25 protein-coding genes and 1 pseudogene are annotated in these 25892 nt (G+C 73.4%); 12 read left to right on the top strand and 14 right to left on the bottom strand.

Annotated features, from left to right (window positions below):
- Positions 1–143: 143 nt before the first annotated feature.
- From AB0367_RS24455 to AB0367_RS24445, 3 genes are read left to right on the top strand one after another with little or no spacing between them, the layout of a single operon-like run.
- Positions 144–536, top strand: a complete 393-nt coding sequence (locus AB0367_RS24455) for a hypothetical protein (RefSeq protein WP_366228723.1) — start codon at positions 144–146, stop codon at positions 534–536.
- Positions 533–1753, top strand: coding sequence for a histidine kinase (locus tag AB0367_RS24450; RefSeq protein ID WP_366228722.1), 1221 nt, complete (start codon positions 533–535; stop codon positions 1751–1753). The genes AB0367_RS24455 and AB0367_RS24450 overlap by 4 nt, the downstream gene beginning before the upstream one ends.
- Positions 1750–2409: a response regulator transcription factor gene (locus AB0367_RS24445; protein WP_366228721.1), complete on the top strand. Its 660-nt coding sequence runs from the start codon at positions 1750–1752 to the stop codon at positions 2407–2409. The genes AB0367_RS24450 and AB0367_RS24445 overlap by 4 nt, the downstream gene beginning before the upstream one ends.
- 146 nt (positions 2410–2555) lie before the next feature.
- Here the strand turns inward: AB0367_RS24445 and AB0367_RS24440 are convergent, their stop codons facing one another.
- The 4 genes from AB0367_RS24440 to AB0367_RS24425 form a co-directional block, all read right to left on the bottom strand.
- Complete coding sequence (locus AB0367_RS24440) at positions 2556–3338, bottom strand: hypothetical protein (protein ID WP_366228720.1); 783 nt, start codon at positions 3336–3338, stop codon at positions 2556–2558.
- 166 nt (positions 3339–3504) lie between these two features.
- Entirely contained in the window at positions 3505–3897 is a 393-nt protein-coding gene (locus AB0367_RS24435) for a hypothetical protein (RefSeq protein WP_366228719.1), read from the bottom strand.
- A 308-nt stretch (positions 3898–4205) separates the two neighbouring features.
- Entirely contained in the window at positions 4206–5063 is an 858-nt protein-coding gene (locus AB0367_RS24430) for an NAD(P)-dependent oxidoreductase (RefSeq protein ID WP_366228718.1), read from the bottom strand.
- 13 nt (positions 5064–5076) lie between these two features.
- Positions 5077–6306 carry an MFS transporter gene (locus AB0367_RS24425; RefSeq protein ID WP_366228717.1) on the bottom strand — a complete coding sequence of 410 codons (1230 nt, stop codon included), beginning with the start codon at positions 6304–6306 and terminating at the stop codon, positions 5077–5079.
- A gap of 127 nt (positions 6307–6433) precedes the next feature.
- On the opposite strand from AB0367_RS24425, the gene AB0367_RS24420 reads away from it, so the two are divergent.
- The gene (locus AB0367_RS24420) at positions 6434–7822 is read left to right on the top strand and encodes a PLP-dependent aminotransferase family protein (protein ID WP_366228716.1); all 1389 of its coding nucleotides are present in this window, start codon (positions 6434–6436) and stop codon (positions 7820–7822) included.
- Positions 7823–7826: 4 nt separating this feature from the next.
- Here AB0367_RS24420 and AB0367_RS24415 read toward each other — a convergent pair whose 3' ends face one another.
- From AB0367_RS24415 to paaA, 6 genes are all read right to left on the bottom strand, one after another.
- The gene (locus AB0367_RS24415) at positions 7827–8549 is read right to left on the bottom strand and encodes a hypothetical protein (protein WP_366228715.1); all 723 of its coding nucleotides are present in this window, start codon (positions 8547–8549) and stop codon (positions 7827–7829) included.
- A gap of 340 nt (positions 8550–8889) precedes the next feature.
- Positions 8890–10026, bottom strand: a complete 1137-nt coding sequence (locus AB0367_RS24410; protein ID WP_366228714.1) for a 2Fe-2S iron-sulfur cluster-binding protein — start codon at positions 10024–10026, stop codon at positions 8890–8892.
- Complete coding sequence (gene paaD / locus AB0367_RS24405) at positions 10023–10520, bottom strand: 1,2-phenylacetyl-CoA epoxidase subunit PaaD (RefSeq protein WP_366228713.1); 498 nt, start codon at positions 10518–10520, stop codon at positions 10023–10025. The genes AB0367_RS24410 and paaD overlap by 4 nt, the downstream gene beginning before the upstream one ends.
- The gene (paaC, locus tag AB0367_RS24400; protein ID WP_366228775.1) at positions 10517–11203 is read right to left on the bottom strand and encodes a 1,2-phenylacetyl-CoA epoxidase subunit PaaC; all 687 of its coding nucleotides are present in this window, start codon (positions 11201–11203) and stop codon (positions 10517–10519) included. The genes paaD and paaC overlap by 4 nt, the downstream gene beginning before the upstream one ends.
- Positions 11204–11259: 56 nt before the next feature.
- On the bottom strand, positions 11260–11550 hold the full coding sequence (gene paaB, locus AB0367_RS24395; RefSeq protein WP_366228712.1) for a 1,2-phenylacetyl-CoA epoxidase subunit PaaB: 291 nt from the start codon (positions 11548–11550) through the stop codon (positions 11260–11262).
- Entirely contained in the window at positions 11547–12608 is a 1062-nt protein-coding gene (gene paaA, locus AB0367_RS24390) for a 1,2-phenylacetyl-CoA epoxidase subunit PaaA (protein ID WP_366228711.1), read from the bottom strand. Before paaA ends, paaB begins: the two co-directional genes overlap by 4 nt.
- Positions 12609–12797: 189 nt before the next feature.
- On the opposite strand from paaA, the gene AB0367_RS24385 reads away from it, so the two are divergent.
- The 6 genes and pseudogenes from AB0367_RS24385 to AB0367_RS24360 form a co-directional block, all read left to right on the top strand.
- Complete coding sequence (locus tag AB0367_RS24385) at positions 12798–14342, top strand: class I adenylate-forming enzyme family protein (protein ID WP_366228710.1); 1545 nt, start codon at positions 12798–12800, stop codon at positions 14340–14342.
- Complete coding sequence (locus AB0367_RS24380; RefSeq protein WP_366228709.1) at positions 14339–14737, top strand: hotdog fold thioesterase; 399 nt, start codon at positions 14339–14341, stop codon at positions 14735–14737. The genes AB0367_RS24385 and AB0367_RS24380 overlap by 4 nt, the downstream gene beginning before the upstream one ends.
- A gap of 20 nt (positions 14738–14757) precedes the next feature.
- Positions 14758–16401, top strand: coding sequence for an AMP-binding protein (locus AB0367_RS24375; RefSeq protein ID WP_366228708.1), 1644 nt, complete (start codon positions 14758–14760; stop codon positions 16399–16401).
- Between the two features lie 24 nt (positions 16402–16425).
- Positions 16426–17949 carry an FAD-dependent oxidoreductase gene (locus tag AB0367_RS24370; RefSeq protein ID WP_366228707.1) on the top strand — a complete coding sequence of 508 codons (1524 nt, stop codon included), beginning with the start codon at positions 16426–16428 and terminating at the stop codon, positions 17947–17949.
- The gene (locus tag AB0367_RS24365) at positions 17946–20111 is read left to right on the top strand and encodes an anthranilate synthase component I (RefSeq protein ID WP_366228706.1); all 2166 of its coding nucleotides are present in this window, start codon (positions 17946–17948) and stop codon (positions 20109–20111) included. The genes AB0367_RS24370 and AB0367_RS24365 overlap by 4 nt, the downstream gene beginning before the upstream one ends.
- 30 nt (positions 20112–20141) lie before the next feature.
- Positions 20142–20297, top strand: a pseudogene (locus tag AB0367_RS24360) (3-deoxy-7-phosphoheptulonate synthase); the annotation flags it as partial.
- A gap of 58 nt (positions 20298–20355) precedes the next feature.
- Here the strand turns inward: AB0367_RS24360 and AB0367_RS24355 are convergent.
- The 4 genes from AB0367_RS24355 to AB0367_RS24340 all read right to left on the bottom strand — a co-directional run bounded on the left by AB0367_RS24355 (position 20356) and on the right by AB0367_RS24340 (position 24473).
- Positions 20356–23118 carry an FtsX-like permease family protein gene (locus AB0367_RS24355; RefSeq protein ID WP_366228705.1) on the bottom strand — a complete coding sequence of 921 codons (2763 nt, stop codon included), beginning with the start codon at positions 23116–23118 and terminating at the stop codon, positions 20356–20358.
- A gap of 7 nt (positions 23119–23125) precedes the next feature.
- Positions 23126–23722 (bottom strand): ABC transporter ATP-binding protein, encoded by a 597-nt coding sequence (locus tag AB0367_RS24350; protein WP_366228774.1) that lies wholly within the window; start codon positions 23720–23722, stop codon positions 23126–23128.
- Between the two features lie 92 nt (positions 23723–23814).
- Positions 23815–24171: a BTAD domain-containing putative transcriptional regulator gene (locus AB0367_RS24345; RefSeq protein WP_366228704.1), complete on the bottom strand. Its 357-nt coding sequence runs from the start codon at positions 24169–24171 to the stop codon at positions 23815–23817.
- A complete protein-coding gene (locus AB0367_RS24340; RefSeq protein ID WP_366228703.1) occupies positions 24126–24473 on the bottom strand; it encodes a MauE/DoxX family redox-associated membrane protein in 348 nt (115 codons plus the stop codon). The genes AB0367_RS24345 and AB0367_RS24340 overlap by 46 nt, the downstream gene beginning before the upstream one ends.
- Positions 24474–24940: 467 nt before the next feature.
- Here AB0367_RS24340 and AB0367_RS24335 point away from each other — a divergent pair, with 467 nt between their 5' ends.
- Entirely contained in the window at positions 24941–25204 is a 264-nt protein-coding gene (locus AB0367_RS24335; RefSeq protein WP_366228702.1) for a hypothetical protein, read from the top strand.
- A gap of 185 nt (positions 25205–25389) precedes the next feature.
- The gene (locus tag AB0367_RS24330; protein ID WP_366228701.1) at positions 25390–25839 is read left to right on the top strand and encodes a hypothetical protein; all 450 of its coding nucleotides are present in this window, start codon (positions 25390–25392) and stop codon (positions 25837–25839) included.
- Positions 25840–25892: the final 53 nt, after the last annotated feature.

Genomic DNA, 25892 nt, shown 5'->3' with positions numbered 1-25892 from the left:
ACACGATCCGGCGCGCGGCCCACGGCGGTCCGAGATCGAGCATCATGAGAGGCATGGCTGCGGTCGAGCACGACCTCTAGACGGATTCGCCGCGGGCGGCGGACGTCGGGGCGTCGTTGGTCGTGGTCGGGATGTTCTGGGCCTTGCCCACGCTCAGCGCCGGAGGCTGGCAGCGCGAGCTGATCGGTGCGTGCCTGGCGCTCGTCACCGGCGTCGTGATGCTCGCCCGGCGGCGGCTCCCGTTCGGCGCCACGGTGACCGCCGGGGCGGCCACGCTGATCGGCACCACGCTCGGGGTCTGTCAGGATCCGATGTTGGCCACGGCGTGGTGCCTCTACGCGCTGGCCATTGAGCGGGCAACGCTGGCCGGGGTGGAAGGCCACGCGCGGCTGGCATCCGCCGACGTGCAGGGCCTGGTGCGGTCGTTGCGCACCGACGACAGGCGGGAGGCGTTGCCGCTCAGTGATGCGGAGCATGCGTTTGCGGCGCTGCGGCGCGGGCACCCGACACTTCGACATCATAGGCTCGACCGGTGAGGTTGGGGGCGGGGAGCAGGGCCGAACGGTCCGCGGCCACACACCCGTGGCTGCCGGCGATGTGGAAGATCGTGATTGTGGGGCTGGCCGCCGCCTGTGTGGTGGTCGGCTCGCTCGTGGCGGCGATCCCGCAGGCGGAGTTTCAGCATCGGGTACGGCCCTTCGATCTGTCGGCCGGTGCGGTAGTCGTCGCGGCGGTCATGCTGACCGGCCTGCTGCGCTGGCGCAGTCCGGTCCGGGCGCTCGCGGCCGCGGTCGTGATGGTCAACGGCTACCTCCTCGCCGGTTATCCGTACGGCCCGGTCCAGCTCTGTGCCGTCGTCGCCATCTACGATGTCGCGCGCCGCAGTCCGTTGCGCGTCTCTGTGCCGACCTGCGGCGCCGCCGCACTGGTCACGGCGGTGATCGGCTACGTCCGGCTGACTCATGACATCGACCTGCCGTGGCTGCTCGCGCTCGCCTGGATGGGCTGGCTCGTGGCGCCGTGGTCGGTCGGGACCCTGGTGCAGAATATGGCGGCCAACCGCGAGCGCCAGCGCCGCCACCTTATCGCCCGGGGCGCGATCGAGGAGCGGATGAAGCTGGCCGCGGAGGTGCACGACGTGGCAGGGCACGGGTTCGCGCTGGTGTCCATGCAGGCCGGGGTGGCCCTGTTGACCTTCGACGAGAAGCCGGAGCAGGCCCGTCGCTCGCTCGAGGCGATCCAGACGACCAGCGCGAAGTCACTGGCCGCGCTGCGCGGCATGCTCGACACGTTCCACGACGACACCTCACCAGAGCACGGGGCCGAATCGCCCCGCCCCGCTGCGCTGGCGCCGGCCGACGACCGGGTCGGGTTGGCCGGAGTTTTCGAACTGGTCGACCAGGTCCGAAGCAGCGGGCTTCCGGTGATCCTGCAGATCCGCGACATCGAGCGCACCCCGAGCGTGCGGACCGGTGGCGTGGCCTACCGGGTGGTGCAGGAGTCGTTGACCAACGTGCTGCGGCACGCCGGTCGTACGGTGGCCCGGGTGTCGATCCGTCAGTCGCAGGAGTTCCTCGTCGTGCGGGTGGACGATCAGGGACGCGGAAGCCCCGCCGAACCGGAGGCAGGCCGCGGCCTGGCCGGCATGCGGCACCGGGTGGAAGCGGTGGGCGGGCGCTTCACGGCGGGCTCGCGCGACGGCAGCGGGTTCTGGGTGGAGGCCTGTATACCTATGTGGGAGAGATCCTCATGATCCGGGTAGCGATCGCGGACGACCACGAGCTCGTCCGGATGGGCCTGCGCGCGCTGGTCGAGCGGGAAAGCGACATGGAGATCGCCGGCGAGGCCAGCAGCGGTTACGACACGTTGCACCTGCTGCGCCGCGTGCACCCCGACATCCTGTTGCTGGATATCCGGATGCCCGGCATGGATGGCCTGGAGACACTGCGGCAGATCCACGCGGATCCCGCGATCGCGGACACCCGGGTGATCATGGTGACCACGTTTGAGATCGACAAGTACATCTTCTCGGCGCTGCAAGCCGGCGCCGGCGGCTTCATCCTCAAGGACGCCGCCCCTGCGGAACTGGCCCGGGCGGTCAGGGTGGTGAAGGCGGGGGAGGCGCTGCTGTCCCCGTCGGTCACTCGCCGAGTGGTTTCGCTCTTCGCCCAGCAGCCGGCGTCGCGCCCGGCCACCGACCCAAGCCTGGACGGGCTGACCGACCGCGAACGGGAGACGGTGGCCTGGGTGGCCACTGGTGCGTCCAACGAGGAAATCGCCGTCGAACTGTTCGTCAGCCCCGCCACGGTGCGTACCCACGTGAGCCGGGCCATGGCAAAGCTGGGCGCGCGATCCCGGGCGCAACTGGTGGTCATCGCCGTCAGGTCGGGCCTGACCGTGCAACGATGATGAGAACCCGGGCCCCACGCCCCTGCGATGCGGACGGTCACCGACCTGTGCGGCGACGACGAGGCCAAGTGGAACGAGCCGGCACCGTCACCGCCGTGGAAAGCAGGGCTAATGCGTCGGCGGTCCGGCGGCGGAGCAGCCGGCTGTCACCGGACGGACATCCAGACCGCGACCAGCGTCGCAACCACGTAGAGCCCGGTCGCGCCGACGATCACGAGGTGCCGGCGGCGCTCGTTCCAGCCCAGCAGCCGGCCCACCTCGGCGACGAGCGGCAGCACAAGAATGGCGTGGAGGGCGACGCCGTGCACCGGCTTCCACGAGCCGGCCGTGTCGTAGGCCCGCTGCTCCTCGCCGGAGCGGTACAGCACGGTGCCCTTGGCGATCATGGCGGCCCCGGTGGCCAGGCTGAGGAGCAGGAACGCGAAGCCGGCGCGCAGCGCCAACCGGATGTCGTGTCCGCCGCGGATGCGGCCCCGGAAGGCGATGACCGCGAGCGTGGTGAGCACGATGACCAGCACCGCGCCGCCGACCGCAAGGCTCATCGCGATTGTGCGGTTTACCGGCGTCGACGTGTTGAAGTGCGACGGCACCCGGCGCCAGGCCTGCACACTGATGCCGGTGACCTCTAGGACGCAGTCGGCGGTGAAGAGGCCGAGCAGTATCGCCCGGGTCCGCTCCCGCATCTGCAGCAGCCCCGCGATCCAGGCCACCGTGATCAGGGTCAGGCCGAAGGACAGCCCGAAGGTGGTGGGCTTGCGCCAGGACACCGGCCCGTCCCAGTTCCCACCGTCGATGAGGAAGACCCCGAAGTGGAAGATGCCGGAGGCCATCAACACCGCGCCCACCGTGTAGGCGACCGTCACGATCGGGCGCCGGGGCCGCGCGAGTAGTGCGGTCACCGGGTTCTTGCCGACCGTCGCCGTATCCATCCATTACTCCGTGGTCGTCGAAAACTCTCTATCCCGCATTGTGATCCCGCGCGACGGGCGGAGAGAACCGTCCAGGGGCGTATCTCAACTACGTCAAGCCGCGGATGGTCCGGCATGCGTTGCGCGCCGGGCCATCCGCAACTGGCACGAGTTTCTCGTGGCCTAGTCAGTCGACGGCCGGGGTGCGCGCGCGGGAGTACGCACGCGTCAGCGCCAACACGGCTGTGATCAACGCGCCAACCAGGCCGACCCACTGGAGGGCTACCCCGATCCAGACGTCGAACTGCCCGGGGTTGCCGATCCGGGACCAGACCGACCCCTCGATCAGGCCGCCCAAGGTCACGAACAGGGCGGCCAGCAGACCGACGACAAGCGGCCAGCGGGACCGCCCGAGTGCGAGCACGATGATGCCTGCCACACCGAGGATGATGGGGCCGGGTGGGATCTTCGGGAAGCCGGGCACGCCGACGAGGAACTGGGTCAGGACGCCGCTACCGGCGACGATCAGGGCCAGGCCGAGCGTCAGGCGGCTCGGGCTCAGCGCGTTGTTGGTGGTCATGTCAGCCGGACTCCTTCATTGGGGACACGCCGTCATGTCTGGGTGACATGCCTTTGGATTGCCGCCGGTGGCTTGAGGCCACTGTTCGGTCAGGTGTCCACTGTGCCGGTGGTAGCGCACCCCAGTCGTCCATCGGCTGCGGGCGTACACCTACGCAGAATTGCGTAGGTGTACGGGCCGGATCAGAACGGCAAGTGGCGGGGGTCCGAGGCCATCGGAAAACCCCCGCCGTCGCGGCGAACTTCGCACCACTCTGTGCCGGTCGCAATGACATCGCCGCTGCGGCCGCGTCGTATTCTGGTCCAGATTCAGGCGGGGGCGAGTGCGGTGAAGCCGTCGCGCCAGGTCGCGTATTTCGGGTGCCAGTCGAGTTTTGTGCGGGCCAGCGTGTTGTCGGCGCCGCGCTCCCAGCCGGCCCGGCCCTCGGTGACCGCGGGGCGGGGCGCGTCGAGCGCCTCGGCGAAGACCGGAGCCCACACGTGCGCCGGGGCGGGCTCGTCGTCGGTGATGTTGTACGTGCCGGTGGGCCAGCGCACCGCCTGGGCCGCGGCGACCGCAGCGTCCTCGACGTGGACGAACGACGTGACGCCGTCGTTGGCGGTGAAGGCGGCGTCGCGGAACTGCCGGCCGACGCGGTCGTCCCGGCGGTACCAGGTCCCGGGGCCGTAGAAGGTGCCGTAGCGCAGCACGACGTGCTCGCCGATCTCGGCGGCCTGGGTCTCGAGCGCGTGCACGCCGCCGACGGTCGTGGCCCGGGGGCCGTCCGCCGCCAGGTCCAGCGGCGTGTCCTCGGTGGCCGGGGTGTCACCGGGGGCGTAGGCCCAGGCGATGGACTGGACCACCAGGCGTCGGACGCCGGCCGCCTTCGCCGCGTCGACGAGGTTGCGGGTGCCCTCCCGGCGGATCCGCGCGTTGTCGGCGGGGTTGCCGCCGGCGAGGTCGGTCAGCTGGTGCACCACGACATCCGGCGCGGCGGTGGTCACGGCGGTGGTCAGCGCGGCGCGGTCGTAGACGTCCACCTGGACACCGGAGGCACCCAGGCCGGCCAGGGCCCGGACGCCGGCCTCGCCGCGGCTGGTGCCGATCACTTCGTGGCCGTCGGCGAGCAGCCGCGGCACGAGCAGGCGCCCGACCGCCCCGTGGGCTCCGGCGACGAAGATGCGCATGTCAGGGCTCTCCCTACTGTGGAGGTGCGGGTTCGGCGACGCGTCGGTCGGTGAGCCACAGCAGTGTGGTCACCGCGGCGAGCGCGCCACCGGCGATGCAGACGCCGGCCCAGCCGGCGCGGGGGACGAGGGAGACAGCGAGGCCGCCGCCGAACGCTCCGCCCAGGAAGTACGCCGTCATGTAGGCGGTGGTCACCCGGGCCCGGATGGCCGGCTCGTACACGTAGATGCGGGTCTGGTTGAGCACGTGGACGCCCTGCACGCCGATGTCGAGCAGGACGATCCCGATCACCAGCACGATCAGCTCGGTGCGGCCGGCGAAGGCCAGCGCCCAGGCCGTGGCGAGGCACAGGGCCAGCACGCCGGTGGCCGGGTGGGCCAGGCCGCGGTCCAGCAGCCGGCCCGCGACCTGGGCGCACAGCACGCCGGCCGCGCCGACGAGGCCGAACAGCCCGATGGTGGCGCTGGAATACCGGTAGGGGTCGCCGGACAGCAGGAACGGCAGCGACGTCCACAGCAGCTGGAACGCGGCGAACCCGGCGAAGCCGAACGCCATCCGCCGGCGCAGGAACGGCTCCCGCCGCACGATGGCGACGACCGAGGTCAGCAGGCGCGGGTAGGTGCTGCCGCCGCGCGCGGACAGCGCCGGCAGCTTCACCCGCAGCGCCACCGCGAGGGCGGCGATGAGCACGGCGCCGAGAATGTAGACGGCCCGCCACCCGGCCAGCTCGCCGACGGCGCCGGCAACGGTGCGGGCCAGCAGCACGCCGAGGAACAGCCCGGTCATCAGCGTGCCCACGACACGGCCCCGTTCGTGATCCCGGGCGAGGCTCGCGGCGAGCTGGATGAGCACGTTGATCGCCGTGCTGGACAGGCCCACGACGGCGAGCGACAGCAGCAGGGCCAGCGGGCCCGGGGCGGCCGCCGTCGCGGCCAGGGCGACCGAGCCGACCGTCAGCATGCCGACCACGAGCGCGCGGTTGGCCAGCAGGTCGCCCAGCGGCACAAGCAGGATCAGGCCGGCGGCGTACCCGAGCTGCGTCACGGTCACGCTGAGCCCGACCGTGTCCGCGGAGCCGCCGAGGTCGGCGCTCAGGTCGGGCAGGAGGGGCTGGACGTAGTAGAGGTCGGCCACGATCGCGCCCACGGCGAACGCCATGAGCAGGACCATGGACCGGCTGATTCCGGACTCGGGTGCGGGCGCGGCGGGCGCCGCGGCTCCCGCGGGGCTCGGCTGGGCCATGCCATCACGCTAAACCGCGCCCGGCGCACCGCCGTGGTCCATTGGGCCGCCCGTCGAGTGAGCCATTGCGGGAGTGAGCCATCGCGCGCGGGGCGGCAGCGGACTTCGACGGCCTACCATCTCTCCGGTGGACGCAGCACAACGCAGCGGCTTGGACCTGCTGGTCGAGATGAGCGGGCCGGGCACGCGGCGGGTGGCGGTCGAGAACGCGCTGCGGGAGGCGATCCGCTCGGGCCGGCTCGGCCCGCGGACCAGGCTGCCGTCGTCGCGGGACCTGGCCGAGCAGCTCGGGCTGGCCCGCGGCACGGTGACCCAGGCCTACGCCCAGCTCGTCGCCGAGGGCTGGGTGGTTGGGGCGGTGGGCCGGGGCACGTGGGTCGCCGACGGTGCGGCCGCGCCCCTGGCCGCGCCGGTGCCGGCCGAGCCCGTGCCGCCGGCACCGGTGCACGACCTGCGCCCCGGCCGGCCCGACGTGGCCGCCTTCCCGCGGGAGGCATGGGCGCGGGAACTGCTGCGGGTGGCCCGCGACGCGCCGGCCGCGGCGTTCGGGTACGGCGACCCGCGGGGCCGCCCGGAGCTGCGCGCGACGCTCGCCGCCTACCTGGGCCGGGTCCGAGGTGTGCGCGTGGACCCCGACCACCTGGTGATCTGCTCGGGGTACACCCAGGCTTTGCATCTGCTGGCCGACGTGCTGGCCGACGCCGGCGGGCGCACCGCCGCCATGGAGGACCCGGCGATGGCCGACCACGTGGCCATCGTCGCCCGCCGGCTGCGCGTCATCGACGCCCCGGTGGACGACGGCGGCATCGTGCCGCCCGACCCGGCGCCGGACGTGGTCGTGTGCACGCCCGCGCACCAGTTTCCCAGCGGCGTGACCATGACCCCGGCGCGCCGGGCGGAGCTGCTCAGGATGGCACGTACCGCCGGCACCTGGATCGTCGAGGACGACTACGACGGCGATTTCCGCTACGCCCGCCATCCGATCGGCGCGCTGCAGGGCCGGCTCCCGGACAAGGTGATCTACGTCGGGTCCACCAGCAAGTCGCTCGGGCCGGCCGTCCGGCTGGGCTGGATCGCCTGTCCACCGCGGCTGCTCGGGCCGCTGACCGCGGCCAAGGAGCTCGCCGACCGCCAGACCGGCTCGATCGAGCAGCTGGCCTTCGCCGGCCTGCTCGGCACCGGCGCGTACGACCGCCACCTGCGTGCGGCGCGGCTGGCCTACCGCCGGCGGCGGGACGCGCTGACCGAGGCGGTGGCCCGGCGGCTGCCCGGCGCCCGCATCGCCGGCCCGGCCGCCGGCCTGCACACGATCCTGGAGGTGCCGGGTGGCGCGGAGCCGGACCTGCAGCGGCGGCTGCGCGCGGCGTCGGTGCAGGTGCACACCCTCGGCCACTATCTGCGGCGCGCGTCGGCCGGTGACCGGCCGGCCAGCCTGGTGATCGGCTTCGCCACCCCGCCGGCGCACGCCTACGGGGCCGCGCTCGCCGCGCTCCTGGACACCCTCGCCGGCCGGTGACCGCTCAGATCTGGTCGAGCCCCAGCCGCGCCACCCGGATGCCGGCGTGGAACCGGGACCGGGCGTCGACCCGGGCCATGAGCCCGGCCACGTACCGGCGGTAGGTGCGCACCGACAGGTTCAGCTCGCGGGCCGCGACCTCGTCGGTGCGGCCGGACCCGAGCATGTCCAGCACGCGGCGGGTCATCGGGTCCTCGGTCCAGGACATGTCGACCTCGCTCACCTCCGCCAGGGGTACCGCGCTGTCCCAGATGGCGGCGTGCAGCGTCTGCATGGCCTGGATCGCGACGGGTTCGTACACGCTGGTCAGCTGGGTGCCGCCGGCAACGGCGACCAGCGCGACCTTGCCGTCCACGATCGCCATCGTGGGCAGGGCGGCGCCGTAGAGGCGCACGGTGGCGCCGCGGGCGGCGAGCCGCAGCACCCACTGCGCGGACTCCTCGCCGACGATCGCCTCCCGGGTGAACAGCACGGTGGTGCGGGCGTTGACCGGCGACAGTTCGGTCTGCAGCTGCTGCAGGGCCGCGAGGCCGTCCGGCACCGGCACGGCGCCGAAGCTGGCCTGCACGAGCAGCGAGCGCCGGTGGGACTGGCGGACGAGTCGCGTCACCAGCTGTTCGACGTTCTGAAGGGCGGGCGGGTCGTCGGGATCGCGCAGTCCCAGGGCGATCTCGATGACCTTTTCCGCGTGGTAATGCAGCGACTTGATCTCCGGCAGCGTCGGCACGGCAGGCCCTGACCTTTCGAGTGCAGCAATGTCGTTCAGAGTCAGATTCCTCAACGCCAATGCAAAATGCGGACGGCGCAATCGGGCGTGCTTCCCGGACAGTTTGTTGGGCCGGACGCGATGCGTCAAGACATCCGAGCTGAATGGTGTTGCACGCGCAATTACTAATCCGCGAGAGTGAATGTAATGTCGTCGCTGACGGCTGTACTTATGGCGCGATCTTTCCGACCCTGACGAGTGAGGTGTCGAACGTCACACTCACCGGAATTGGCCGGATTTGCACGACCGCTGCATCGTCGTGGTGCGCCGGATCCGTTTCTCGCGGGCGGTGCGGGTCGCGTCAGAACACGTCGAAGTCGACGGTGAGCTCGTCGCCCTCGGCGGTGGCCTGGCACGTCAGGACGTGGCCCGCCGCCAGCTCGTCCTCGCCGAGCGTCCACGTCGGGGGCGTGCGCACGGACCCGGAGACGACGCGGCCCCGGCAGGTGCCGCACACGCCGGTCCGGCACGAGTACGGCAGCTCCGGACGGGCCCTGAGGGCCGCGTCGAGCACCGGCCGGCCGCGCTCGGCGAGGACCTCGGTGGCGTGGCCGTTGAGCAGGACCGTCAGGGCGTAGGCGGCGCCGCCGGCCGAGTCGTCCCCAGTCGGGATGCCCCCGGCCGGGCCGGGCTCGGCGGCCGGTGCGGGCCGCGCCGCGTGGAACAGCTCGGTCCGCACCCGGCCCGCGGGGACGCCGAGGGCGGCCAGCGTGTCTCGGCCGTTCGTCACCAGCGGGTACGGGCCGCAGACGAACCATTCGTCGACCGTGCTCACGTCGATCGCCGTGCGCAGGAGCAGGCGCAGCGTCGCGTCGTCGAACCGGGCCGGCGCGCTGAGCGCGGGGTCGCGGGAGTACGCGTGGGTGACCGCCAGCCGCGTCGCGTGGCGGTCCTTGAGGTCGGCCAGCTCCGCCAGGAACATCGCCGACGCGGCTGTGCGGTTGCCGTACAACAGGATGAACTCGCTCTGCGGCTCGGTCTGCAGGACGGTGGTGGCCAGCGACAGCACCGGCGTGATCCCCGAGCCGGCGGCCAGCGCGACGTAGCGGCGCCGGCGTCGCGGGTCCGGGGCCGTGACGAAGGCGCCGAGGGGTGGTAGCGCCTCGACGGTGTCACCGGCCCCGGCGGCGGCCAGGTGCGCGCCGAACACGCCGCCGGGCAGCAGCCGCACGCCGATGCGCAGGGTGCCGTCGCGCAGCAGTTCGCCGGGCGTGGAGCACAGCGAGTACGAGCGGCGGACGTCCACGCCGGCCCGGTCGGTGCGCAGGGTCAGGTGCTGGCCGGGGGCGAAGGCGAACACGGGGCGCAGCGGCGGCGGCACCAGCAGCGTGAGCGCCAGCGAGGTGCGGTCGTCGGAGGCGGGCTCGACCCCGCCGACGGTCAGGTCGTGGAACCGGGTGCGAGCGCTGATCAGCGCAGGCGGGGAGGCTGGCGTCAACAGTGCTCCTTCAGGTGTTCGAACGGTTCGCCGCAGCCGGTGCAGCGCCACAGCGCCATACAGGCGGCGGCGCCGAAGCGGGACAGCTCGGTCGTCGCGGCGGCGCCGCAGCGCGGGCACGGCGGCGCTTCCCGGCGGGTCGGCAGCGGCAGGAGCCTCGGCCCCGGCCCCGGCGGAGCGATCCCGGCGGCCAGGAGCTTCTCCCGCGCCTGCGCACCGAGCCACGCGGTGGTCCAGGCCGGGGAGAGCGAGCGCACCACCTCCACCGGGCCGAACCCCGCGGCCTGTACCGCGGCGACGATCCCGGCGGCGATGACATCCATCGCCGGGCAGCCCAGGTACGTCGGCGTCACCGTCACCGTCACGCGGGAGCCGTCGACCTCGACCTGGCGCAGGATGCCGAGCTCGGCGATGGTCAGCACCGGCAGCTCTGGGTCCGCCACGGTGGCCGCGGCGGCCCAGGCGGTGCCCTGCGCCGAGGATGCGGCGTTCACCAGCTCGCCCCCGGGTGGGCGCGGTGCAGGACCTGCATCTCGCCGACGAGATATCCGAACGCCTCGGTGTGCGCGCCCGCCCGCCCGCCGGCCGGCCGCCAGCCGTCGGGCGGGCGGGGCAGCCGCGCCTCGGCGAGTACCTCGTCCACCGCCTGTGACCACGGCTCCCGCAGGGTCGACGGGGCGATGCCGAGCCCATCGGCGGCGGCCGCGGAACTCACCTCGTCGTCGGCGAACAGCTCGGACGTGTACGGCCAGATCTCCTCGACGGCCGAGAGCATCCGGGCCGCTGACTCCGTGGTGCCGTCGCCGAGCCGGACGACCCACCCGGCCGCGTAGTCGACGTGGTAGACGGTCTCCTTCGCCGCCTTCTGCGCGACGCCGGCCAGCACCGCGTCGGCCGAGGCGCTCAGCCGCTCGTACAGCAGCCGCTGGTACAGCGAGAAGCACAGCAGCTTGGCGACCGACACCGCGAAGTCGCCGTTGTCCAGTTCGACCAGCAGGACGTTGTGGAACTCGTGCTCGTCGCGCCGCATCGCGAGGGCGTCCTCGTCGCGGCCGGCGCCCTCCAGCTCCCCGGCCCGGCCCAGCAGGAGGCGCGCCTGACCCAGCAGGTCGAGCGCGATGTTGGCCAGCGCCACGTCGTCCTCGATCGAGGGCGCCCGCGTGCACCACTGCATCATCCGCTGCGCCGCGATCAGCGCGTCGTCGCCGAGCCGGAGCAGGTACGCCGCGCCCTTCACAGGTGCTCCGCCCCCTCGGGCAGTTCGAAGAACGCGGGGTGGCGGTACACCTTGTCCGCGGCGGGGTCGAAGAACGGGTCCCGCTCGTCGGGGCTGGAGGCGGTGACGGCGGCCGAGGGCACCACCCAGATCGAGACGCCCTCGCCGCGGCGGGTGTACAGGTCACGGGCGTGGCGTACCGCCATCCGCGGATCGGCCGCGTGCAGGCTCCCGACGTGCTGGTGCGGCAGCCCCCGGCGGGCGCGCAGGAACACCTCCCACAGCGGCCACTGCGAGACCTCACTCATCGCGTCACCACCGGATGCTTCGCCGCGTGGGCGGCCGCCGCCGCACGCACCCAGCGGCCCTCGTCGTGCGCCCGGCGCCGGTTGGCCATCCGCTGCCGGTTGCACGGGCCGTCGCCGGAGATCACCCGGCGCAGCTCGTCGAAGTCGGGCGCGGTGAAGTCGTAGTGGCCGCGTCCGGCGTTCCATCGCAGCGCCGGGTCCGGGATCCGCACGCCCAGCACCCGGGCCTGCGGCACGCAGATGTCGACGAAGCGCTGGCGCAGCTCGTCGTTGGTGTACCGCTTGATCCGCCACCGCATCGACTGCTCCGAGTGCGTGGACTGTGCGTGCGGCGGCCCGAACATCGCCAAGGCCGGGCCCCACCAGCGCTCCACCGCGGCCTGGGCCATGCGTTGCTGCGTGGCGCTGCCGCGGCACAGCGCGTAGAGCGCGTCGAAGCCCTGCCGGTGGTGGAAGGACTCCTCCTTGCACACCCGCACCATCGCCCGGGCGTAGGGACCGTAGGAGGAGCGGCACAGCGGCACCTGATTGATGATCGCGGCGCCGTCGGTCAGCCACGCCAGTGCGCCCGCGTCGGCCCAGGTCGGCGTCGGATAGTTGATGAAGGACAGGTACCGCTGGCGCCCCTCGTGCAGCGCCGTGAGCAGCGCCTCGCGGTCCACGCCCAGGGTCTCCGCGGCCGAGTAGAGGTAGAGCCCGTGCCCGGCCTCGTCCTGGACCTTGGCCAGCAGGTACGCCTTGCGGGCGAGGTTTGGGGCGCGGGTGAGCCAGTTCGCCTCCGGCTGCATACCGACCACCTCGGAGTGCGCGTGCTGCGCGAGCTGCCGCACCAGGCTCTCCCGGTAGGCGGCGGGCATCCAGTCCCGCGGCTCGATCTTCTCGTCCCGGGCGATGATCGCCTCGAAGTCCGCGAGCAGCTCATCCTCGCGCTGCCCGGCCCCGGTGCCGAGGGGATCGCGCCGGGGCGTCGCCCGCAGCGCCCGCTCGGCGTCGGCCACCTCGGCCAGCAGCGCCGCGGTCCCGGGTGGTTCGGGGGCCGCCGTCTCGTTGTGCAGCAAGGCTCTTCTCCCTCGGCAGCGGATCGCTCGGCCGAACCGTACGCCGGTGCGTACCCGCGTGGGCGGGGGTGGCGACAGCAACCTGTCCCGGTCTCGGCGAGACCGACAAGAACCTGTCGCCGCCGGCCGGCAAGCGCGGCCGGGGCGGCCATGCTCGACCGGTCCGACATACCGAACGCGAGGACTGCGATGCGCGATTTCCCGACGTTCTGCATCGGTGAGATGTTCGACCGGGCCGCCGCCCGCCACCCCGATGCGCAGGTCATCCTGGACCTGCCGCTGGGCATCGCCCCGGCCGACGGGGTGCGGCTCACCGTGGCGCGGCTCGCGCAGCACGTGCGCCGGCTGTCGGCGCAGCTGCGCCACAGCGGCGTCGTGCGCGGCGATCGGGTCGCGATCTACAAGACCGACAATTTCGACATCGCGCTGCTGGCCGCCGCCGTGCAGCGCATCGGCGCCGTACCGGCGCTGCTCTCGCCGTTGCTCGAGAGCGAGGTTGTCGAGCGGCTGCTCGGCACGCTCGGCATGCCCTGGCTGCTCACCGACCGCCGCTCCTTCGACGCCGGGCGGTTCGCGGCCCTGGCCGGGCGGGTACTGCTGTGCGCCGGCGAGGAGGCCCCGGGCACCCGGTCGCTCGCCCGGCAGCCGGCCGGCCCGGACGTGCCGCCCGACCCGCCCGGTCGGCACGAACCCGCCTTCATCAGTCACACCTCCGGCACGACCGGGCTGCCGAAGCTCGTGGTGCAGACCCCGGATGCGCTCGGCCAGCGGCTGCGCCAGCAGCGGCCGCTGGCCCGGCTCACCTGGCGGCACGAGACCGTGGCGCTGTCCATGAGCTTCGTGCACGCCCGCTTCTACAGCGCCCTGTACCTGGCCCTGTCCTACGGCAACCCGCTCGTCGTCGTGGTCGATTCGGACCCGGCCAAGGTCGGCCCGATCTTCGCCCGCACCCGCCCCGGGGCGGTGGAGACGCAGCCCAACACCTTCATCGACTGGGAGGTGCTGGCCGACGCGCCCGGCCGTCCGCTGGCCGGTGTGCGGTACTACAGCGCCACCTTCGACGCGATGCACCCGCGCACCATCCAGGTCCTGCTCGGCGCGTCCACCCGGCGCCGCCCGCTGTTCCTGCAGCTCTACGGGCAGACCGAGACCGGGCCGGTCACGGGCAACGTGTACACCGCACGCTCCGCGCACCACGCCGACGGCCGCTGCGTCGGCTGGCCGTTCCCCCGAGTGATCAACCTGCGGATCGTCGACCAGTTCGGCAAGCGGCTGCCCGCCGGCAAGGTCGGGTTCATCGCGATCAGGAGCCGGACGCTGGCCGTGACGTACCTCGGCGAGGACGCCCGCTTCCAGGGCCAGCTCGTCGACGGCTGGTGGCGCATGGGCGACATGGGCAAGATGGACCGCTGGGGCCGGGTGCACCTGCTGGACCGCGAGATCGACCACGTCGGGGCCATCGACTCCAACCTCGCCGTCGAGGACGAACTGATGTCCGCGCTGCCGGAGCTGCGGGAGATCGTGATCGTGGCCGACGGCGCCGGCCGGCCGCTCCCGGTCGTCTGCACCCGCGACGACGCCGCGCTCGACGGGGCCCGCTGGGCCGCCGCGACCCGCCATCTGCCGGCGCTGGCCACCCCGAGACACGTCCCGTTCGACCGGGTTCCCCGCACCGCCACCTGGAAGGTGCGCCGCCTCGAGCTGGCCCGCGCACTGCGGGAGGGCGCGCTGTGAACGGGCCGGCGCTCACCCCGATCCAGCGCGGGCCGCTGGAGAACCGGATGGGTCTGGTCGTCACCGACGCGAGCCCGCAGCGGGTCAGCGGCTTCCTGCCGGTCGACGGCAACACCCAGCCCTTCGGCGTACTGCACGGCGGCGCCTCGTGCGTGCTCGCCGAGACCCTGGCCTCCGTCGGCGCCTGCCTGCACTTCGCGCCCGGCGGCGGCACCGCGGTCGGCACCGAGATCAACGCCAGCCATCACCGGCCCGCCGGCCAGGGCGTGGTACACGGGGTCGCCACCGCGGTGCACCTGGGCCGCACGCTGGCCACGTACGAGGTCACGATCACCGACGCCGACGGGCGGCGGGTGTGCAGCGCCCGCATGACCTGCGCGCGCGTCGCCGCCTGACAGTCACTCCGGGAGACGCGATGCACCAGCTGTCCCCGTCGGGGCACGCCGACACCTTCGCCCGCGACCAGCTTCCGCCGCTGCCGCAGTGGCCGGTGATGGATCCGGTACCGCACCGGGACCTGCCGGCGCTGCAGTACCCCGAGCGGCTCAACTGCGCCACCGAACTGCTGCGCACCGTGGACGACCGGCCGTGCCTGCGCGGCGGCGACGGCACGGTGTGGTCCTACGCCGAGGTCGCCACGCGGACGGACCGCCTCGCCGCCGCCCTCACCGAGGACTTCGGCCTCGTGCCGGGCAACCGGGTGCTGCTGCGCGGCCCGAACAGCCCCCAGCTGGCCGTGGCGTGGCTCGCGGTGCTCAAGGCCGGCGGCGTGGCGGTGACCACGATGCCGTTGCTGCGCCCGGGCGAGCTGCGCACGACGATCGACACCGCGCGGGTCACGCTGGCGCTGTGCCACCGGGCCCACCTCGACGACCTGCTCGCCGTGGACGCCGCCGGCCTGCGTGTGGTCGCCTACGGCGGCGAGGACGCCGAGCTGGAGTCGCGGGCCGCGGCGCACGCCGGTCCGTTCCCGGCCGCGGACACCGCCGCCGACGACGTGGCGCTGATCGCGTTCACCTCGGGCACGTCGGGCCGGCCCAAGGCCACGATGCACCTGCACCGCGATGTACTGGCGATCGCCGACACATTCGCCGCCCACGTGCTGCGGCCGCGGGCCGGCGACGTATTCGCCGGCAGCCCGCCGCTCGCGTTCACCTTCGGCCTCGGCGGCCTGCTGGTCTTTCCGCTGCGGGCCGGCGCCTCGACGCTGCTGCTGGAGCGGGCCACCCCGGACGAACTGTTCCGGGCCGTAGGCCGGCACGGCGTGACCGTGCTGTTCACCGCGCCGACCGCGTACCGCGCGGCGCTGCCCCGGCTGGCGGAGTACGACCTGCGCACGCTGCGCCGCTGCGTGTCGGCGGGCGAGGCGCTGCCGGCGACGACGTGGCACGCCTTCCACGACGCCACCGGTGTGCGCATCATCGACGGGATCGGCGCCACCGAGATGTTGCACATCTTCATCAGCGCCGCCGACGACGACATCCGGCCCGGCTCCACCGGCCGTCCGGTGCCCGGCTACGAGGCCCGGATCGTCGACGACGAGGGGCGTCCGGTGCCCGACGGGCAGCCCGGCCGGCTCGCGGTGCGCGGCCCGACGGGCTGCCGGTACCTCGACGACCCCCGTCAGGCCAGCTACGTCCAGGACGGCTGGAACCTCACCGGCGACACCTACGTCCGCGACGCCGAGGGCTACTTCTGGTACCAGGCCCGCTCCGACGACATGATCGTCTCGTCCGGGTACAACATCGCCGCGCCCGAGGTCGAGGAGGCGCTGCTGCGCCACCCACTGGTCGCCGAGTGCGCCGTCGTGGGCGCCCCCGACCCGCGGCGCGGCACGATCGTCAAGGCCTACGTGGTGCTGGCGTCGCGGCCTCGGCCCGAGGCCGCGCTCGTCGAGGAACTGCAGAACTTCGTCAAGCAGGAGATCGCGCCGTACAAGTATCCGCGCGCGGTCGAGTTCGTCGCCGCCCTGCCCCGGACCCAGACCGGCAAACTCCAGCGGTCGTTGCTGCCCGAGCGCATGCCGAGCCGGCTGCTCACGACTCTCCAACCCAGCTAGCACCACCAGGAGGTACCTCCAGTGTTGTCCCGAAGGTCCTTGCTCGGGGCCGGGCCGGCCATCGCCGTAGCAGCGACGGTCGCCGCCCCGCCGGTCGCGGCGGCCGCGAGCCGCCCGGGTGGCCGCGTCCCGTGGAGCCGGTTGCAGAACTCGCTCGGCGGCCGGCTGGTCCTGCCCGCCGACGCGGACTACGAGCGGGCGAAGCGCCTCGCGTCCGCCCAGTTCGACGACGTCCGCCCGCAGGCGGTCGCCTACTGCGTATCCGCCGCCGACGTCGCCGCCGCACTGCGCTTCGCCCAGCACTACGCGGTACCGCGCACGGTGCGCAGCGGCGGCCACAACTTCCTCGGCTGGTCGAGCACCGAGGGACTGGTCATCGACGTGTCCCGGATGCATCAGGTCCAGGTCGGCCCGGACCGGGTGCGGCTCGGCCCCGGCGCGCAGGCGGTGGACGTGCTCACCGCGACCGCGCCGCACGGCATCACCGTCCCGAGCGGCTTCTGCCCGACCGTGTGCCCCGGCGGGTTCGTCGCCGGCGGCGGTATGGGGTGGCAGTTCCGCAAGTACGGCCCGGCCAGCGACCGTCTCGTCGCCGCCCGGGTCGTGCTCGCCGACGGCCGCGTGGTCACCGCGTCGGCCGGTGAACACCCTGACCTGTTCTGGGCGCTGCGCGGCGGCGGGGGCGGCAACTTCGGCGTGGTCACCGAGTTCGACCTGAAGCCGACGGTGGAGCCGTCGGTGGTCATGTTCACGCTCAACTGGCCGTGGGACCAGGCGCTCACCGTGTTCAGCCGCTGGCAGCAGTGGGCCGAGCAGACCCCGCCCGACCTCGCCCCCCGGGCCGGGCTGCTGCTCAACGACGCCAAGCCGGGCGCGGTGCCGACGGTCATCGTGACCGGGGTGCATCTGGGCCATCGGGCCGAGGCGGACGCCCTGCTCGACGAACTGGTCGCGCTGGTCGGCTCCGCCCCGAGCAACCGCTCCGTCGCCGAGCTGCCCTACCGGGAGGCGCTGATGCGGCAGTTCGGCTGCGGCACCAGCACGACCGAACAGTGCCACCTCACCGGCACCAACCCGGAAGCGCTCCTGCCGCGGGCCTCATTCGTGCTGCACCGCGGCCGGATGATCGCCGACGCCGTACCCGACGCCGGTCTCGCGGCGATGATCACGGCCTTCGACGCCGACCGGCGGCCCGGGCAGTACCGCTGGCTGGGCTTCACCTCGCTGGGCAAGAACGCGAACCTCGTCCCGCCGGACGCCACCGCGTGGGTGCACCGCGACGCCACCATCTTCGGCCTCTACACCGTCGGCCTGCCGACCCCCGCCCCGGCCGCCGAGGAGCACGCCGCCGCGGTCGCGTGGGCCGGCGGCGGGTTCGCCGCGATGGAGCCGCACAGCTCGCACCGCTCCTACGTCAACTACCCCGACGCGGCGCTCACCGACCCGGCGCTGTCCTACTACGGCCGGAACCTGTCCCGCCTGGCCGCCGTGAAGCGCCGGTACGACCCGCACGACTGCTTCCACCTGCCGCAGGGTGTGCGCGGATGACTCGCGCCGCACCCCGTGTCGAAGGCGACCGCTGGCACACGCCGGCGGGCGTCCTCGTCGCGCGGACCACGCGACCGGCGGGCGGCGCCCTGCGGGCCCAGGCCCGGCTCGAGGCGGCCCTGAACCGGCGGCGGGGGCTGTTGCGGTACCACGGCCACGACCGGGTGATCGGCTACGTCGACCCGCCGGTCGAGCTGGTGGTCCGCGGCGACCGCCTGTCCGTCAACGCCCTCAACCAGCGCGGCCGCGTGCTCCTGCCGGCCCTGCGCCGGCAGCTGTGGGATCTGCTGGACCACCCCCGCGACGGCGACGACGCCTTCCACGGGGTGGCCGCGGCTCGCGTGGAGGGCTTCTGCGAGGAGGAGCGGACCCGCCACGCCGGCGTGTTCCGGGCGATCCGCGGGCTGTGCGGGGCATTGGCCGCACCGCTCGACCCGATCCTGGGACTCTACGGCGCATTCGGCTACGACCTGATCTTCCAGGTCGAGCCGGTCGAGCTGCACCAGCGGCGCCACCCGCAGGACCGCGACCTGGTGCTGCACCTGCCGGACGAGGTGCTGGAGCTGGACCTGCGAGCCGACACGGCCCTCGTGCACAGCTACGAGTTCGCGGTCGACGGCGACTCGACCGGCGGTCTCGCCCGGGACACGCCGGACACCCCGTTCGCCCCGCGGGACCCGGCGGCCGCCCGCGACCACGAGCCCGGGGAGTACGCCGACCTCGTCCGCCGCGCGATGCCGTCGTTCCGGGCCGGGGACCTGTTCGAGGTCGTGCCCGGGCAGGTGCTGCGCCGCCGCTGCCCCGCACCGCCGGCCACCCTGTTCCGCAGCCTCCGCCACGGCAACCCGGCCCCGCACAGCCTGCTGATGAACCTCGGCGAGGGCGAGTACCTCGTCGGCGCATCCCCCGAGATGTTCGTCCACGTGGGCTGGCGCGACGGCCGGCAGCTCGTGCGCTCGTCACCGATCAGCGGCACCATCGCCCGGGGCCGCGACGCGATCGAGGACGCCCGCAACATCCGGGTCCTGCTCGACTCGCGCAAGGACGAGTCGGAGCTGACCATGTGCACGGACGTGGACCGCAACGACAAGGCGCGGGTGTGCGAGGCCGGGACGGTCCGGGTGACCGGACGGCGGCAGATCGAGATGTACTCGGCCCTCATCCACACGGTGGACCGGGTCGAGGGCCTCCTGCGACCCGATCGGGACGCCCTCGACGGGTTCCTGGCCCACCTGTGGGCGGTCACGGTCACCGGCGCGCCGAAGATCGCGGCGGTCGAGTTCTTGGAGCGCCACGAGCGTTCCCCGCGCCGGTGGTACGGCGGGGCGGTCGGCCGGATCGGCTTCGACGGCACCCTGGACACCGTCCTGACGCTGCGCACGATCCAGATCCACGACGGCGTCGCGCACGTGCGGGTCGGCGCCACCCTGCTGCACGACTCCGACCCGGTTGCCGAGGAGCGCGAGACCGAGCTCAAGGCGGCGGCGCTGCTGCGGGTCCTCGACGACCGCGGCGCGCCGGTCCCCTCCGCGGCGCCCCGCCCGCGCGTCGGCGAGGGCCTGCGGGTGCTGCTCGTCGACCACCGCGACTCGTTCGTGCACTGCCTCGCCGACTACGTGCGGCAGACCGGGGCCGAGGTCGTCACCTACCGCAGCGGCCACCACCTGCCCCGGCTGGAGACCGAGCGCCCCGACCTGCTGCTGCTCTCGCCCGGCCCCGGCCGGCCTTCGGACTTCGGCCTCGCCGAGACCCTCGCCGCCGCGGACCGTCTGGGGGTGGGCGTGTTCGGCGTCTGCCTCGGCCTGCAAGGGATCGCCGAATACTTCGGCGGACGCCTGGGCCTGCTCGACGAGCCCGTCCACGGCAAGTCCTCGACCGTCAGGGTGACCGGACCGGACAGCCCGCTGCTGGCCGGGCTGCCGCCCGCCTTCGAGGTCGGGCGCTATCACTCGCTGCACGCCCGCGCCGACACGCTCCCCGCCGACCTGCGAGTCACCGCCACCACAGACGATGGTGTCATCATGGCCCTGGAACATCGCAGCCGGCCGCTCGCGGCCGTCCAGTTCCATCCCGAGTCCATCATGACGGCCGGCGGCGGCGCCGGCCACACCGTGATCGCCAACGCCGTCTCCGCGCTCGCCCGCCGATCGGTCCGCCGATGAACGTCGTGTGCCGGGCCCGGCCGTGCCCCCATGGACCGGCAGCCGGACTGGCCCGACCTCGCCGTGCTGCGTGACGTCACCGACGAGCTGGCGTTGGTGCCTTCGCCGGTGCTCGCCGCCGAGGGCGACCGGTTGCGGGCCCGGCTGGTCGATGCCGCCGCCGGCAACGCCTTCGTCCTGCGGGGCGGCGGCTGCGCCGGAGCCCGTCGACCGGGAAGTGTTCGCTGCGCGAAGCCGTCGTGCGCTACTCCTCAGCGAGCAGCCGGGCGGTCGGCAGCCGGCGCAGCGATCGTACTGGCAGGATCGCCGCCGCCACCGCCAGTAACGCGCCGGCGAGCGCGGCGGTGGCGGCGACCGCGTACGAGACGGCGGTCAGCTCGGAGCTCAGCAGGGCGGCGGTACCGAGCGCGACGCCCACCCCGGTCGTCGCGCCGAGGACGCCGATGGCGAGCGCCTCATAGGCGGCCAGCCGGCCCAGCGGGGCATCCGCCCAGCCGACGGCGCCGAGCAGCGCGAACTCGGCGGCCCGCTCGCGGATGTTGACGTAGAGCACGTCGGCGACCGTGGCCGCGCCGAGCAGGGTGGTGAGGACCGCCGCGATGTAGTCCGTGCTCTGGACCTGCACGGTGATCGCATCGCCGAGGACGGTGCCGGAGACGCTGCCCCGGAAGGTCAGGTTGATGATCACCAGGAGGGTCAGCGAGGCGATGCCGAGGGCGAGGCTCACCGCGCCGAGGATGGTTCGCCCGGGCGCGCGCAGCACGTTGCCCATCGCCAGGCCCGAGACCCGGCGGGGTACTCGGCGGCGGCGGACCAGTACGACCGCCGGACGAACCGCCGCTCCTGGGTCCGCCCGCGTCGCCCGCCAGGCCGGTGGCAGCGCCGCCAGCCCGCTCAGCAGCAGCGCGGCCGGGATCGCGAGCAGGGCGTAGTCGGCGCCGAGGGACACGCCGAGCAGGCGGGACAATGCCAGCGCCAGGATGGTGCCGAGCAGGCCGGCGACCGCGCCGACGGTCACCGACTCGCCGGTGACGAGCGCGAACAGCCGCCAGCGGGCCCAGCCGAGGCAGGCCAGCACGCCGAGCTCGGTGGCCCGGGTCCGCACCGCCGCGCTGGCCGCGTTGCCGACCGCGAGGGCGCACGCGATGAGCACGAGGATCGCCAGCACCAGCGACTTGCGGTCCAGCGCCGACACGATCGTCGTCGCGACCCCCAGCCGGAGCCAGTTCTCCCGGACCGCCAGCGCGGGGCGGCCGAACTGGCCGGCCGGCAGCTGCTCGGCCACGCCGGCCGCCGACGAGCCGCTGACGAGGTCGACCCGCAGGCCGGTGGCCAGGTGGATCTGGTCGGCGATGGCCCGCACCCGCTCCTGGGAGAAGGCGTCGATGCCCACGTCGCCGGCGACCCGGACCCGCACCATCGAGATCGGCGCGTCCTTGTTCACGCCGTGCTCGGCGTCGAGGTTCTCGTACGGGGCGCGCTGGAGCTTGGCCAGGGCCGACAGCGTGGTGAGCAGGTGCGGGCGCTGCCCGAGCGGCCCCGCGAAGTCGGTCGTCGGCTGCAGCGCCCGGTCGCCCAGGACCTTGCGCGCCGCGGCGTCGGCCCCGGTCGCCTCGGCGCCCGCGTAGAGGTCGAAGGGCGGCCGCGACAGCTGCGGCCCGAGCTGGACCTTGGCCGGGTCGTAGACGCCGACACCGCGCAGGAAGGTCCGCGGCTGCTTCGGCTCGTCGACGCCGTGCCGGGCGATGGCCCGGACCGGGTCGTCGGCGAGGCCCATCGGCAGCGGCTTGGCCGCCGGCATGCCGTGGGGGACCTTGCCCCACTCGCTGCCGCTGTAGGGCACCACGTCTGCGGTGCGGCCGGGGCCCGACAGCGTCATCGGGCTGGTCGTCCACCACTCGCCGACGACGGAGGTGCCCTCGTGTGGCACGTACCGGCTGAGGTCGGTGACCGGGTGCGCGATCGCGTCGAGGAGGGCCGGGTACACGTCCTGGGCCGTGTAGGAGCGCGAGGCCAGCGGGGTGGCGGGCATGGTGTCGTAGTAGGGCGCGGCGTTGTCGAGCCGCATCCCGGCGGCGGTCTGCTCGGCCGCGTCGCCGCCGAGGCGCTCGATCTCGATGCGCAGCTGCTGGTCGAGGTCGAGACGGCCGGAGGCGAGGACCGGGATGCCGGCGGACTGGTCGGACTCGGGGAGGTACGCCCCGGAGGTCACCGCCCCGTCGAGCCGGTCGAGCTTCGCCTCCTGCGCGGGGTCGACGGCGGCCAGAAGCAGCGGGATCGGGAAGAGCACCTCGACCTGGGCCCGCTTGACCGTGTTGGCGCTCGACGCCGGGTCGCGCGACCAGCAGTGCGCCTCCGTGCGGTCCTCCGGCGCGAGGGGCTTGACGTTCTCGTAGTAGCCGGTCTGGCCCTCGCACACGGCGGTGATGCCGTTCGGGCCGTGCTCGTGGACCTCGGGCGACTTCGGGATGTCGGCGCCCGTGTACATCTTGCCGTCGACCCATGGTTCGCCGGGCACGTACTCCAGGTTGTTCGGGGTGACGTAGAGGTACTTCGACCCGTCGGGGATGCTGCTCAGCCCGCGGTCGCCGGCGTAGGTCGGCCGCAGCTTCAGCACCTGGCGCCCGCCCTGGTCGGCGTACTCGGTGAGGTCGACCGTGATCACCGCGGTCTGCATCACGTAGCCCGCCATCGCGACCGGCGCCGCCACCGATACGCCCCGGATGTCGAGGATCCGCCGCCACTGTGCCTCGCTGATCCCGCCGTAGGTCGAGCTGACCCGGTCGGTGCTGATCAGCCCGTCCTCGGTGGTGGCGGCGGGCGGGCGGACCAGGATGTCGTACATCGGCCGGAAGTTCTCCTGGACCGTGCCGTTGACCCGCACCTGCGAGCCGCGCGAGGCCGACGCCAGCAGCGTGAAGCTCGCGACGGCTATGGCGACGGCGACGATCGTGGCGACCAGCCGACCGCGCCGGAAGCGCAGCTGCGCGCGGATGAGCGAAATCATCTGACCCTCACCGGGCCGCCAGCCGGCCGTCGAGCAGGTCGACCACCCGCTCGCACTGGGCCGCGATGGCGGCGTCGTGCGTGCTCAGCACGATCGTGACGTGGTGCCGCTCGCGCAGGCCGAGCAGCAGGTCGAGGATCGCGCGGCCGGTGTGCGAGTCGAGGTTGCCGGTCGGCTCGTCGGCCAGCAGCAGGCGCGGGCGGGTGATGAGCGCGCGGGCGATCGCCACCCGCTGCTGCTGCCCGCCTGACAGCCGTGACGGCAGCGCGCTCTCCCGGCCGGCGAGCCCGACCGCGTCGAGCAGGTCGCGGGCCCGTTCGGTGCGGTCGAAGTCCAGGTTGCGGTAGGGCAGCACCGGCACGAGCACATTGTCCAGCGCGGTCAGGGCCGGCAGCAGGTGGAAGCGCTGGAAGACGAAGCCAACCCCCCGCCGGTAGGCGGCCAGCTGGGCACGGCTCGCCGCGGTCAGCTCGCGGCCGTCGACCGCGATCGAGCCCGAGTCGGCCCGCTCGATCGCCCCGATCAGGTGTAGCAGCGTCGACTTGCCGGAGCCCGACGGCCCGGTGAGCGCTGTGAGGCTGCCCGGCTCCAGGGTGAGGCTCACCCCGCCGACGGCGGCGAGGCGCTCCCCGTCGCCGAGGGGGAAGGTCTTCACCACGTCGCGCAGGACGACTCCCGCCCCGTCCGTGCCCGGTGTCACGACGGGTACCCGATCGAGGTGGCCAGGCGGCGCAGGCGGCCGCAGGGCTCGACACCGAGCTCGCGGCTGAGGATCGTTCGGCAGCGCTCGTACGAGGCGATGGCCTCCATCGGCCGCTCCATTCGGATGAGTGCCAGCATGTGCACCGGTACCGCGACGATCCCCGCCGCCAGCCGCTCCTGCCGCCCCGCGAGCTCGGCCGCCTCCTGCGTGCAGGGCCGGCACGTGGTGGAGAAGAAGCCGACGGGGCTACGCCGACCGATGAGGAGCGGCTCCGCCAGCGGCACCTCGGCCCTGACCACCGTTCCTACCCCGACCGCCGCCACCAGCCCGCACAGCGCCGTCTCGGCCATGCCGACCCCATGTACGGGCCCGAACCCGATCGCCCCGACGGCGGCGGCGAGCAGGACGACAGTTCGCCCGACATGCCGGGGCGCCACGCATCGGCGTCGGATCCGAAGCAGTGACAGGTCAGTCCGGGCCGCTTCCGCAGTCCGCGAATCAGCACGAGGGTGAACGCCACCAGCAGCCCGGCCGCCAACGCCGTCCCGATCCAGGTGGGCGCCATCTGCAGCCCGGCGGCGAGGATCTCCAGCCCGATGGTCCCGACCGCGACGACCACCCGGAAGCGGACGGGCACCCCCGCCGAGGTCATGCACCGCGGCGACAAGTCCGGCGAACGCCTCCCGGCACCACACCTTCGCGCCCGCGGAGATCACGAATACCCCGGCGGTGAACATGTGCAGGCAGAGCGCCACGTAACCCACCCGGTCGCCTCCGTCCCGCGCCATGCGCAGGCCACTGCCGATCTCCCGGGCCCCCGCTCCGTGTCTCGACCCTTCATTGATTTCCGTCTTATGTCAAGACTATCGCCGGCGTGGCGACCGCCGCGGCTGTTGCGACGGGCTCGGCCAGTTCCGAGAGAGCGTCGCGCCACGCGCGCTCGGCGCCGGCGCAATCCTGGGCGGCGAGCCAGGACAGGTAGCCGCCGATCGTGTCGGTCGGCGGGCCGTGTAGCCAGGCAGCCGACCGGCAATAGATGTTGCTGGTTCGCTGCTGTCGGCCTCCCGCCGCAACCTCTCGATCGCGCTCGACGTCGCCGTCGTCGCGGTCGGTGCGGTGATGGGCGTGATCTACGGGTTCATCGTCAAGGTGTGGCGCGACGCCGAGGACAACGTGTGGTCCAAGGCCACCCCGGTGGCGATCGCCGTCTGGCTCGCCGTGTTCGTCGCCCGCGCCGCGGTCTACTCGGCCGGTCACGCCGCGGGCGTGCACACCGGCGAGGGACCGCTGCTCTTCTCCTTCGGCGCCGTCCTGCTCACCCGCACGGCCGTGGTGACCTGGCGGGCGAGCCGCCTACGCCCCGGGGCCGCCGTCGCGAGCTGACGATGGCCGCCGAGCACACGTGGACCTCCCGGCCCACCGCCGAAGCGGTGCACCGCTTCGGCGGTGGGCCGCTTCGGCGGAGCACGCGCCCGGAGGCTGGTCCGCCGGCTGCGGATCGGCCTACTAGGTTGGAGTCGTCGCCGCCGTACGTGGCAACGCATGCGCCCCAGGCGACAATGAGACTCATGACCGAGTTCGATGTTGTACTGCGGGGGTACGACCGGCTCGCCGTCGACAGCCTTGTGCAGGCGGTCGACGCGGCTGGGGATGACCAGGACCAGATCGACGCCGCGATCCGGAAGACCGGCCGGCTGCCCGTCGTGTTGCGTGGCTACCACTCGGCGCAGGTCGATGCCTGGCTGGCGCGCCGCCGGGCGGGGGATTCCAGTGTCGGCCCGGAACCGGGCACCCCGGCGGTGGAGTTGTCGGTTGTACTGCGCGGCTATCGCCCCACGGAGACCGACGCGCTGCTCGCCACCGTCGCCGCCGCGCTCGAGGGCAGTGACCCCATTCGCCGGGCCGAGGCGCTGCGAGCGATCACTGAGGTGCAGCTGCCGGTCGGGTTCCGTGGGTACGACCGCAGCCAGATCGACGCCTATCTGAGGCAGGCGGCGCAGGCGTTGCGCGCATCGTAAGCCGCGCCGTGATGGCTCCGTCGAGGCGTGGGCGGCGCTGGACCGGCCACGGC

Source organism: Dactylosporangium sp. NPDC051484 (assembly GCF_040689395.1).
In the GTDB taxonomy this organism is placed as follows: domain Bacteria; phylum Actinomycetota; class Actinomycetes; order Mycobacteriales; family Micromonosporaceae; genus Dactylosporangium.
The sequence above is the reverse complement of the archived record's forward strand: the minus strand, read 5'-3'. Positions and strand labels throughout refer to the sequence as shown.